The 11,671-nt window shown below is 45.2% G+C and carries 11 protein-coding genes; 6 read left to right on the top strand and 5 right to left on the bottom strand.

From position 1 onward, the window contains the following. Nucleotides 1-84: 84 nt before the first annotated feature. The 5 genes from F0232_RS02620 to F0232_RS02600 all read left to right on the top strand — a co-directional run bounded on the left by F0232_RS02620 (nucleotide 85) and on the right by F0232_RS02600 (nucleotide 5,373). The gene (locus tag F0232_RS02620; protein WP_061020948.1) at nucleotides 85-867 is read left to right on the top strand and encodes an FCD domain-containing protein; all 783 of its coding nucleotides are present in this window, start codon (nucleotides 85-87) and stop codon (nucleotides 865-867) included. Nucleotides 868-1,075: 208 nt separating this feature from the next. Next, nucleotides 1,076-2,263, top strand: coding sequence for a mannonate dehydratase (gene uxuA / locus F0232_RS02615; protein WP_048609951.1), 1,188 nt, complete (start codon nucleotides 1,076-1,078; stop codon nucleotides 2,261-2,263). 177 nt (nucleotides 2,264-2,440) lie between these two features. Continuing rightward, nucleotides 2,441-2,959 carry a TetR/AcrR family transcriptional regulator gene (locus tag F0232_RS02610; RefSeq protein ID WP_105058528.1) on the top strand — a complete coding sequence of 173 codons (519 nt, stop codon included), beginning with the start codon at nucleotides 2,441-2,443 and terminating at the stop codon, nucleotides 2,957-2,959. After that, nucleotides 2,956-4,011, top strand: a complete 1,056-nt coding sequence (locus tag F0232_RS02605) for an alcohol dehydrogenase family protein (protein ID WP_105058527.1) — start codon at nucleotides 2,956-2,958, stop codon at nucleotides 4,009-4,011. Before F0232_RS02610 ends, F0232_RS02605 begins: the two co-directional genes overlap by 4 nt. A gap of 231 nt (nucleotides 4,012-4,242) precedes the next feature. Then, nucleotides 4,243-5,373, top strand: coding sequence for an HDOD domain-containing protein (locus F0232_RS02600; protein ID WP_105058526.1), 1,131 nt, complete (start codon nucleotides 4,243-4,245; stop codon nucleotides 5,371-5,373). Between the two features lie 104 nt (nucleotides 5,374-5,477). Here the strand turns inward: F0232_RS02600 and F0232_RS02595 are convergent, their stop codons facing one another. The 4 genes from F0232_RS02595 to F0232_RS02580 form a co-directional block, all read right to left on the bottom strand. After that, nucleotides 5,478-5,876, bottom strand: a complete 399-nt coding sequence (locus F0232_RS02595) for a DUF1090 domain-containing protein (protein WP_105058525.1) — start codon at nucleotides 5,874-5,876, stop codon at nucleotides 5,478-5,480. A gap of 134 nt (nucleotides 5,877-6,010) precedes the next feature. Then, nucleotides 6,011-7,516 carry an SgrR family transcriptional regulator gene (locus F0232_RS02590; RefSeq protein ID WP_105058524.1) on the bottom strand — a complete coding sequence of 502 codons (1,506 nt, stop codon included), beginning with the start codon at nucleotides 7,514-7,516 and terminating at the stop codon, nucleotides 6,011-6,013. Nucleotides 7,517-7,525: 9 nt separating this feature from the next. Continuing rightward, nucleotides 7,526-8,536: a Gfo/Idh/MocA family protein gene (locus F0232_RS02585; protein ID WP_105058523.1), complete on the bottom strand. Its 1,011-nt coding sequence runs from the start codon at nucleotides 8,534-8,536 to the stop codon at nucleotides 7,526-7,528. 113 nt (nucleotides 8,537-8,649) lie between these two features. Then, a complete protein-coding gene (locus F0232_RS02580) occupies nucleotides 8,650-9,549 on the bottom strand; it encodes a homocysteine S-methyltransferase family protein (protein WP_105058522.1) in 900 nt (299 codons plus the stop codon). A 226-nt stretch (nucleotides 9,550-9,775) separates the two neighbouring features. Between F0232_RS02580 and F0232_RS02575 the strand changes: the two genes are divergently transcribed. Then, complete coding sequence (locus F0232_RS02575; RefSeq protein WP_061032046.1) at nucleotides 9,776-10,477, top strand: hypothetical protein; 702 nt, start codon at nucleotides 9,776-9,778, stop codon at nucleotides 10,475-10,477. Nucleotides 10,478-10,496: 19 nt separating this feature from the next. Here the strand turns inward: F0232_RS02575 and F0232_RS02570 are convergent, their stop codons facing one another. Next, the gene (locus tag F0232_RS02570) at nucleotides 10,497-11,333 is read right to left on the bottom strand and encodes an SDR family NAD(P)-dependent oxidoreductase (RefSeq protein WP_105058521.1); all 837 of its coding nucleotides are present in this window, start codon (nucleotides 11,331-11,333) and stop codon (nucleotides 10,497-10,499) included. Nucleotides 11,334-11,671 lie beyond the last annotated feature (338 nt).

Raw genomic sequence — 11,671 nt, 5'->3', positions numbered from 1 at the left:
AACACAAAAACAAGGTGTTACTGCATTTTAGGATATAGAGGTTGACCAATTATATTTGGTCATTATGATGGCGAGAGAAATACAATGGAAAGAAGTGACAATATCATCATGATGCCTTTCGAGCCGAAAAGACCTTATCAGGAGATAGGGTTAGTACTAAGAAAAGAACTGATTGAAGGCCTGTATAAGGTCGGAGATAGGTTACCTCCAGAACGCGATATTGCTGATCGTCTAGATGTAAGCCGCACTGTGGTGCGTGAGGCGATCATCATGCTGGAGCTTGAAAACTTAGTTGAGGTGAAAAAAGGGTCGGGTGTTTATGTCCTGAACATTCCAACTCATTCTCGCGAGAATGTGGTCAGCGATGACGCTGGTCCATTCGAGATGCTGCAGGCCCGTCAATTACTAGAAAGTAATATCGCGGAGTTTGCGGCAACTCAGGTCACTCCGGGCGACATCATTAAGATGCGCTCTGCGCTCGAACTCGAGCGCGAAGAGCTTGCAAGCGGCACCACCGATTGCAGCGGAGATGAAAGATTTCACATGTGTATTGCAGAGGCAACTCAAAACTCTGTGCTGGTAGATATGTTGAAACAATCCTGGGATCGACGCGAAAAGAGTCCAATGTGGAATAAACTCCACTCTCACATCAGTGGTCAAGATTACCGTGAAGAATGGTTAGATGATCATGCTCGTATCCTCGCCGCCTTACAGCGCAAAGACCCTGTCGCTGCTAAGAACGCAATGTGGCAACACCTTGAGAATGTTAAACAGCGTTTGTTAGCGCTGTCAGACATTGATGACCCAAACTTTGATGGTTACTTATTTAGTTCTAACCCAGTGGTGCTGCTGAGCACCGAAAGTTAGTTCTGAAAGCTAACGTTGAATTCAGCTTCAAGACTCTTTCTGGAAGCTGATTCATTCACTAGGTTGTAAATAAGTCATCGTCTTTAGACCGGCGTAGACCGGTGCTATCTCGGGCAGTAATTGTCATTGCTGCCATTAAGAAGTCGTTATTGCATTTAGCTTGATTAATTCGAGCCGGCTAAGTGCGTCTTAAAGAAAGGTAAGTCTCATGGAACAAACGTGGCGTTGGTACGGCCCTAATGATCAAGTTTCGCTAGACGATATTCGTCAAGCGGGCGCAACTGGTATTGTGAATGCACTGCACCATATTCCAAATGGTGAAGTTTGGACAAAAGAAGAAATCCTTAAGCGTAAAGCCATTATCGAAGAGAAAGGTTTAACGTGGTCGGTTGTAGAAAGCGTGCCTGTGCACGAAGAGATCAAAACTCAAACTGGCAACTACCAGCAGTGGATTGATAACTATAAGCAAACTCTGTCTAACCTTGCTGAGTGTGGCATCGATACGGTTTGTTATAACTTCATGCCCGTGTTGGACTGGACACGTACTGACTTAGAATTTGAAATGCCTGATGGCTCTCGCGCACTGCGTTTTGACCAAATCGCATTTGCGGCATTTGAGCTTCATATCTTGAAGCGCCCGGGTGCAGAATCGGACTATTCAGAGTCAGAGCAAGCGCAAGCGTTGGATTACTTCAACAACATGACGCCAGAGCAAATTCAGCAACTGACTAATAACATCATCGCTGGCCTGCCAGGCGCTGAAGAAGGTTACACACTAGAAGCGTTTCAAGCACAGCTGGATCGCTATGCGGGAATCGACAAAGACAAGCTACGTGAGCACATGTCTTACTTCCTCGCTGAGCTGATGCCAGTCTGTGATGCGAATGGTTTGAAGATGGCGGTTCACCCAGACGATCCACCGCGTCCAATTCTAGGCTTGCCTCGTATCGTTTCTACGATCGAAGACATTGATTGGTTGACCGAACATGTGCCGAGCAAAATGAATGGGTTGACGATGTGTACCGGGTCATACGGTGTGCGTGGCGACAATGATCTGGTTAACATGATCAAAAAGCACGGTGACCGAATCTACTTTACGCACCTGCGTTCTACCAAGCGTGAAGAGAGCAACCCAATGACATTCCACGAAGCAGCGCACCTAGATGGTGATGTGGACATGTACAACGTTGTAATGGCTATCTTGGATGAAGAGAATCGTCGTGCAGAGGTGGGTGACCATCGCTTAATTCCAATGCGTCCGGACCACGGTCATCAAATGCTGGATGACCTGAAGAAAACCACGAACCCAGGTTACTCGGCAATTGGTCGATTGAAAGGCTTGGCTGAAGTACGCGGTTTAGAGATGGCATTGAAACGTGCTTTTTATACTAAGTAACCACTGATTCTAGCTATAAAATTCCCTGTTAAAACCAGAACCTATGTTCTGGTTTTTTTGTATCTGGTCCTCTTGAAGATTGTGTCTATGAATCTCACTATTGACATGGGTAGAATGGTTGTTCTACTCTGTATGTAGAACAATCATTCTACCTGTTGTCGGTATTAAGAGAGCACTATGTTGAGAGAACAGATTGCAGCAAGCCTTGAAGTGGCGTTCAGCCAACAAGGTTTTGCGGAACCGAGCGTTGCACAGCTGAAAACCGCGTGTGGTGTGAGCCTAAGAACCCTTTATAAACACTTCCCTTCAAAAGAAGCGATGATTGTTGGTGCATTGGAATATCGACACCAACGTTACCTAGATTTCTTGTTGGAAACGTCACCTGAAAAGGGTCTCGAATCGGTTACTCATATCTTCAACAAGCTCCAACAATGGTTAGAAGAGTATGCGCCGCACGGGTGTATGTCGATGAATGCGATGGCCGCGTTTCCCGATAATGAGCTTATCAGCCAAGCGGTTACACAGCATAAAGAACAAGTCCGTTTGCTAATAGGCAAGCAGAGCCTGCGAGATGATCTCGCGACACCACTGTTTTTACTTCATGAAGGCGTATCAAGCGCGTGGCCAGTATTAGGCGAAGAAGCGGTGGCATCAGCACAGAATATGGTTACAAAATTACTCGAGGAAGCACGATGAAATTCGAAATACCGAAAACAATGAAAGGCATAGAGATGTTGGGGCACGGCGGAGCAGAAATGCTTGGCTACCGCGAAGATATCGCGGTTCCTCAAATCGAACCTAATGAAGTGCTGATCAAAGTGATGGCAGCAGGCGTTAACAATACCGATATCAACACACGAATCGGCTGGTACTCAAAAAGCGATGACTCAGACGATGCAAGTTGGTCGGGTGAAGCCTTGAAGTTCCCTCGTATCCAAGGTGCTGACGTGTGTGGTTTCATCGTAGCAGTCGGTAATGAAGTCTCTGCTGACCGTATTGGTGAGCGTGTTCTTATCGAACCTTGTTTAACAGAAGTATACGGACGAGATCTGCCACAGCCATGGTATTTCGGTTCTGAGTGCGATGGTGGGTTCGCTGAATACACCAAAGTTGCAGCGAAGCACGCTTATGCGGTGAACAGCACCATGTCGGATGTTGAACTAGCATCTTTCCCATGTTCTTACTCAACAGCAGAGAACATGCTAACTCGCGTGAATGTGGCTGAAGGTGATCGCGTGCTTATCTCTGGTGCATCGGGCGGTGTGGGCTCGGCGGCGATTCAATTGGCGAAAGCGCGCGGTGCTTACGTGATTGCGATTACTAGCCCAAGCAAGAACCAACAGCTACTTGAATTGGGAGCTGATGAGGTGATTGCTCGTGATGCTGATTTGGTCGCAGCCTTGGGTGAAAGCAGCGTTAACGTTGTGATTGATTTGGTCGCCGGTGACAAGTGGCCAGAGTTTCTTGAAGTTCTAAAACCGCATGGCCGTTATGCCGTATCTGGTGCGATTGGTGGTGCGATGGTCGAGCTTGATGTTCGTACTCTGTACCTGAAAGACCTTAGCTTTTTTGGTTGCACAGTTTTAGAACCGCAAGTATTCCAAAACTTGGTTAACCGCATTGAGAAACATCAGATTAAGGCGATTGTTGCGGAATCTTTCCCGTTGGCTGAAATTTATACTGCACAAGATGAATTTTTGAAGAAAAAACACGTCGGTAAGATCGTACTAGAAGTAGCAGAGCGCTAGTTTTAGTCAGCTTCACAATTTAGATTGATGGAAGAGTGAGCAAGCTTTATTTGCTCGCTCTTTTTGTTCCTGGCGAATACCGAGGAGCTGAGCAAATTGTTGGGTAACAGATCCTATACAGCTAAAAGATTAATGATTCATTTATCACTGTATGGTTTATGAGTTGCCTGTGCGATAATCACCGCCGTTATATATCCCGGTCTATGTTGTATTCATCTAGGAGCTGTATTGATGTTTAAAAGGGTATTGCAGGCGCTATTTTCCCCTTTCGTTGCTAATCAAAGTAATCAAAGTTATTGTTCAAAAAGTGCCTCTCAACAAGCTACCTCCCAAAAAAACACCTCTGAGCAAGAAAACGATAAAGCAGAGCAAATCACTCCTCGCACTTCAATCTTTGTTCCGCCTTCGTCTGCGCAGCCATCATCACTCATTGTCGATAAAACGATAAGCCTTCACGATGGTGAATTTCTTGATTATCTGTTTGGAGAGTCACGTCTGCGAACGGAATCTGATCCATTTAGCGACTTTGTGGCCAGCCAAGTTGAACGTTTAATTCGTTCTCCTAAAGCGCTTCTCAATGAATTGCCTGTGATGCCTGCTTCTGTCACGACATTAATGGGTGAATTACAGGGCGACGAGTTTGATGTCGAGGCATTGCTAAGGGTGATTGAGCGAGAGCCGAGCATGGCAGCCGATGTGATTAAACTAGCGAACAGCGCATACTACAAACGTAGTGAAAAACAGGTAACCGATCTAAAAACCGCATTCTTAAATATGGGTTCGCAAGGTTTGGTAGAGGGTGTAGTGAATTCGTACATGAAGAATTTTACCCCGGGCAACAATATTTATTGGCGCCATTTCGGTGAGAAAATTTGGAATCACAGCATTCAAACGGCTTCTTTTTCAAAGGAGTTAATGAAAGAGTCGCCATTTCAAGAAGATCAGGCTAGCGCCTATTTTATTGGGTTGATCCGTAACCTAGGTAAGATGATCATTTTCCAAATGATGGTGGAGGCTTTCAAGTATGTTGACCCTTCGGTTCCGCCTAACTCATTTGCATTGAAGCGTTTGATCAACAGCTACTCCATTCGTTTGACTTACACCATTGCTAAGTTTTGGGAAATGCCGGAGTCGGTGCTGACAGTGATTGGTTATCAAGAGTCGAGCCGATACCAATGCACACCACTTGGTCAAACTGTGTTTGAAGCGAACTACCTAAGTGAACTGAAATACTTATTGGAAGAGCAGGTGATTGATATTGAACAGTTTAAAGCGCGATGCAAAGAAACGCTGACGTCACCCGCCGCCTACAAGGTGGCCAACCGCATCTATAAAGAGTCTATGGTGGCGTTGGCTGGATAAGCCATTGGCGTTGATGCTGGTTTATAGCGGTCTTTTGCGAATGGTCTTACGAATGAGTAAGACCATGTTTTTATTGAAGCTGCTTCGATGTGTGCGAATTTGATTTAAGGGATTTCAGACAGTTCTTGCTTTAAGTCGTCAATTTTACGCTGCTCTTTTTCTATCTTGCGCTGATACTTTTTAATTTTGTCCGACCTGTTGTCTTGTTTGGCTTTTTCTAAGTCGGCTTGGTATTCAGCTAAATCTTGTTCGTTAGATTCAATTTTCTCGAGAATCTCGTCTTTCAAACCTTCGTTGCTACAGTTTTCTTTTGCCGCTTTTAATGCCGTTGTGAGTCGGTCGACTTTGTATTGATTGTTGTATTGCTTGGCTTTTTCGATTTGATGCTCGATCTCACAGAACTTTTTCTCACAGCCAGTAAGTGAGTTGCAGGTCGTGCTTGCCATACTGCTAAAAGAAAATGCACTGAGGAGCAGTATTGAGCCTTTTAGGTGTCGATTCATGATTTACCTTCTACTGGTTCTATAGGGTTGAGCCTAGTTTCATCGTAACTTAACACCCGCACGCATTGCTTATGGCAGAGGAGTGTTAAAGGTAAGTCTATGTGTAGAATGACTTATCTCTATTAAAGATAGAATCAAATATGGCTAACCCACAACTTATCGAGGTCACACCAACCGAATCCATTTACTCGTGCTCCGCGTATTTTTTCAGATACTTCTAGATTGAATGCCTCTTGCTTAAGCTCGACCACAACTTCAGTCTTGTATAGCCAGCATTTGAGTTTCAAGAGCATTTTGGCGGCTTGCTCAAAGTCTGGTTCGCATTGAATTGAGGTTAAAGCCTGTTCGATGGTTGCGAGCAACTCGGCGGGCAGCGATAGGTCTCCAAAAGGGAAACGAGTAAAGAAGTTGAACCATGAGGAAAAGGTGTCGTTTTCATCAATAATGCTGCACAGCGTAATGTCTTTGGTAGCCGTGTAGTACCCATATTCGACACTGGTTTTTTGATCGCCAGATACTGACAACTGCTCGAAAAGAGCTTGGCATTCAGAGGTGTCCTCAACAGTGAACTCACGAGTGGTTTGGGACAACTTCGGGTTTTGAATCTTAAAGAAGATTGACCTGCAATTCTGTAGATCTGAATTACTCGCGCCACTCACCTTTACCGTTTTCTCTGGCATTTTGACGCACACTTGGTTTTGCGCACACGCCTTAGTTTGTGACCATTCAGGATAGACCCAAAGTTCGACTCGATTGAGAATAGGTGTGCTGTGTGAGTAGGCGTTATTGCGGTTTAACCTAAGCATCTTGCTTGAGAAAATCTCCAACGCGAAAGCACCTGAGCCGATAAGTTTATCGTCTGATGTGTGTTCATATATCGAAGCCTCAGTTCTAGCCAGTAATCGAGGTAAATGCCAATCAGGCTCGCTAAGAGTCACTTTGATCACATCGCCAGTGACAGCCGATACTTCAACAATATGTTGATAGCATCGATGCCAGAGTTTGCTCTTAGATAGTGAGGAGAGACATCGTACTACGTCTTGGGCTTCAAGCATTCGACCACTATGGAATTGAACACCATTACGAACTTGGAAATGCCAAACGGTAGCATTTTCATTGGGTTGCCAGTGATAAGCTAAATCACCGCTCAGATTGCCTTGTTGAATAGAGGTTAGGCGCTGGCAAACCTGCATCACTAAGAAACGTTCAGTACGCCTTAGTACACGCTGAGGGTGAAGCGCTTCTAGTTCACGATGGAAGGGGATGTACGCGACGCTTTGTGCCGATTGACTAGCGCTATTTAGAAAGGCTTGCAGTTCTGCAACAGCATTGCGTCCATTAAAGCTTAAGGTGCTGAAGACCTGCTCGATGTTGCCGGAATCTGCTTGGCTTTGTGCGTATTGGTGGCACGCTTCCATCGGCTCAATCAGACACGTGAGTTGTGCCTTTTTATTGCGTCCTGAACTGGCTTGCCACTCAATCCAGCCTTGCGCTGTCATTGCTTTGAGTAGAGTTTGAACGTGACGCTCACTCACGTGTAACAGTGTTGCTATCTGGCTGACTTGGCAACGCGATACTCCAGGCCCAAAAGCCTGAAATATCTTTTCGTACAGTTCAAGCTTGCGCTTTAGGTTGCCCAATTCGAACTCCTAAATGTTAGGTTGAGTTAAGTGCTGGTAGCCTGCATCAGCGAGCGCTTTTTCCATGGTTTCAAGAACCTGTGCACTTATCTTTGAGCTTAGGATATCAGACTCAAGTTTGCCCTCTAATACAAGTTGCGAAAAGTGCTCGATTTGATACTCGAACCCATTACCTTGAACGGGGTGCTCGATGGTGAAGGTTTCATGTTTGTACTCCACCGTTATATGGGCTGGGTTCCACCATTTATCTTTAATCATAATGGTGATATCTGGGCCCGTTAATCGCGCTGCCCGCGGCAGATTGTGTACCGTTGAAGCAGATATGGTCGCGTTGATCTCTCCAGAGAACTGGAAGCACGAATCGGTATCTACATTCGAACCTTCATAGAGGCTCGACATTTCGACTTTAGGTAGAGAAGACGTAATCCCAAGAGTGCGACATAAATCGTAGAAGAACCACAGACCATACACTCCAACATCAAGTGTTGCCCCGCCAGCTAAATCTGGGTTGAAGATAAACAGGTTAGGGTCGTAGTCGTGCTCATTACCAAAGCTGGCTTCTATCGAATCAAGCTTAATATGGTTGCTGGTTAAAAATGATGTAAGCTCGCGATAAGCTGGGAATACGACGGTCTTCATCGCCTCTAGCAACATTACTCCATTTTGCTCTGCCAGAGCTTTCATTTCTAACCAATCACCAAGGTTGGTGAAGGCAGGCTTTTCTACCAGTACGTGTTTTTTATGGTTTAGAAATAGTTCAGATAGAGGCTTGTGATAAGGATGAACCGTTGCGACATATACTGCTTCAACATCGGGATCTTGAGCCATGGCTTCATAAGATCCATAAGCTTTATCGCAATCAAACTTATTAGCAAACACAGAGGCTCTTGATTGGTCGCGTGCTGACACCGCGTAGAGTTCGCCAAATGAGCAGTGCTCGGTGAGTGCGGTCGCAAAGCGGTTAGCGATGTTACCTAATCCAGCTATGCCCCATTTTATCTTGCGTTGCGTGTCACTCATCATTTACTCCAACCGTTGTTTTGTCCCAGTGTACTTAGGGGCGTCACAAACAAATAGAGAACAGATCTTTCAATCTGTTCTCTATTTTTGTAATTCTAATCGAAAGGGCGGTTTTAGCTTTGTGTGGAGCGCTTCCAATCCGCTAGAGCTTGAATGTGTTTTGGCCCAATACCGCAGCAACCACCGACAATATTGGCACCAAGTTCGTGCCAGCGTTTTGCGTAAGCTAAGTAACCTTGGTCATCTAACTCGCGCATTTTTTGAAGCATGTCATTCGCTTCATGTTCACTGCTGATCGGCGCAAAGTTATTCGCATATACACCGATTTCTAGATCTTGGCCTAACTCATCCATTATCTGCTTGGTATCGATAATCGCTTGATCCATTACTTCCGGTACTGAACAGTTAAACATAATGCCTGTCGCGTTTGACTGGCAAGCCAGTTTGACGGCTTCTTTTACGCTCTCACCTGAACGAATAGACGCAGAGTCGCCTTTGGTATCTTCTAAGCTAAAGGCGTAGTAACACGGTTTCGTTGATTGCTTCAGTACCGCATGAATGGATTCAAACTCTTGTATGCTGCATAGGGTTTCTACTAACCATAGGTCGATATTTGGTTCTTGTGCATCGTAGAGGGTTTGAATGATAGATGCCGCTTGTTCGACTTTGAATAAGTCAGGTCGGTAGCTACCAAATGGTGGTGGAATAGAGCCTGCCACTTTGACCGCTTGAGGCGCTTGGTCAGCAACTGCTCTAGCTAATTCGCCAGATAGCGCTGCTAGCTCGAATCCTCTTTGTGCGAACAGTTCTTCACCCAAATGAAAAGGCACACACGCATAGCTGTTGGTAATTATGATTTCAGCGCCTGCATTGACAAAGTTTTGGTGCGCTTGGCTAACAAAATCCGGAGCTTCAATCAGCGCTTGAGCGCTCCAAAGAGGCTGCGAGAAGGGTGCGCCAATTTCTTTGAGTTCTCGGCCCATGCCGCCATCAAGTATGGTGAGTGTTTTCATATTCAATACTATCTAAAACAATTGCTGAAGTTCTGCCGTCACCATATCAGACAACCTTGCTTGACTAAAGCTGTCCAAGCACGAGGTTTTTAACTAAGCCGATACAGCATAGATAGGAATAATAAAATTTTGTACCTCTGGCGCTATGTTGTATTAGATTTGGGGATATATTATCAATCTAGGGCTAGTGATTAAATCGAACTCACAAGTTGTAGAGGAAAGTGCATTGAAGTTAACGAATAAGCTCGTGCGTTACCCGCACATTGATGTTGATCGTGCGTTTGAAAAAGAAGATGAGCTACTGCAGCAAATACAGAATGGTGAGATTGGACAAGCCTTAATGTTGTGGCAAGCCAAAACGCCGACACTTGTTTTGCCTGCAGGTAAAAAGTGGCCAGTAACGTTGGAATCTAGAAAGCAACTTGAGGCTCAAGGTTGGCAACTCTCTTCGCGTAAAACGGGTGGTGCTCCCGTTCCCCAGCTACCGGGCGTGATTAACTTGTCGCACATTTATCATTGGCCGAGCGATGAAGCGTACAATATTCAAAAAGCGTATCTGCATTTATGTGATGTTTTAACTCAATTTTTTAAAGAGTTAGGCGTTGATGTCGATGTGCACGCAACTCCAGGTTCTTATTGCGATGGTGATTACAATCTCAACATCAATAAGCAAAAAATAGTGGGAACGGCTCAGCGTGTTTTGCTGAAACGCGGGGGCGGTCAGATCGTACTTTCGCAAGCCTGTATCTTGTTAGATGCTGACTTAGAGCATATCGTTGCCCCAGTGAACTTTTACAATCAGATTTGCGCCAATCCAACCGTGGTAGAGCCACATGTTCATACGCTTTTATCTGAACATGTGACGTCCATGCCCAACGTAGATTCACTCTTTCAGCAGCTGAGCCAAGCTTTTATTAAGCATGCATAATGCTATGTGTCTGCCGGAATCAATGGGGTTCGGCGGATAACTTTTCTTGTAACAGCCGCTCGATCACTTCCACCAATTTACGGTTTTTAATGGGATCAAGAGCATCGTTGTGAGGGTCTTTGAATAATCCAGAGTCATTATCGAAGTATCGTCCTGAGGCATCGGCAAACTCATCGCTGAGCGCTGCCCGACAAAGGATGTCTGCGCCGATCGCAAGATCATTACCATCAACGCCATAAGCGTCTTTGACCAGTTTGCTCCCTAAGAAAGAGGCAGGGTTTACTGGAATAACCGCGAGGCCATTAGTTGATGGGCTATTTGCTATGGCATTCGCCAAATCAATCGACCACATTGTTAGTGCGAGTTTACTTTGTGCGTAAACGGGGCCATCTAGCTCTCCTGCATTTGGGCTGATAAGGGCACTTAAATCTACGGGTGACTGAGCTGCGGAAGATAGGTTGACGATACGGCCGTTCGTATCAAAAAGAGGAAGCAGCTTTTGTGTTAGTAGATAAGGTGCAATGGTGTTAACCACAAAACGCACATCAAGATTATCTGGAGTTGTGACTTCCGACACCTTATACACGCCAGCGTTGTTGATGAGAACGTCGAGTCGCTGGTGGTCAGCCATTATCTGAGTTGCGAGCGCTTCGACTTCTGAGAGTGTTGATAGGTCTGCAATATAACTTTCAATGACTGCTGTCTTAGACAGTCGAGATAGAGCTGCGGCAACTTTGTTGATCTTGGCAGGGCTTCGACCATGAATCAGAATGTGGTGTCCCTGCTGAGCGAGCATTTTTGCGGTCTCTAAACCAATGCCATCTGTGGCTCCTGTGATCAGAATTGTTTTCTGCATATCTTTCCCTTGATATCGATTCCGAAGCACTTTTATAACAAAGTTTAATTGCGCAAAGTTTCTAATACTTCACAGGATAGAGAGAAGGCATGTGTCCGTTATTGAGAAAATCTTAATTTATGATGTGTAAAGTTTTGAGAAGGGAGTAAGCCTCAACCGTCGAAATTGGTTGAGGCTTTGTCGTTAGTAGCCTGTGGCTATTTTAGCTTGGTCTGACGTTGTTATCGTTATATCGCTCCGGCTTGTGGTACTTAATAGCAAGTATTTAAAGTTACTATTAGAGCTATTCCCATCTAGAGCTCGTTACGATGAATAAATGGTACACCCAACACATATAG

It is taken from the genome of Vibrio sp. T3Y01, assembly GCF_013114525.1.
Lineage (GTDB): Bacteria > Pseudomonadota > Gammaproteobacteria > Enterobacterales > Vibrionaceae > Vibrio > Vibrio chagasii_B.
Note: the sequence above shows the minus strand (reverse complement) of the source record. Positions and strands in the feature narration are given on the sequence as shown.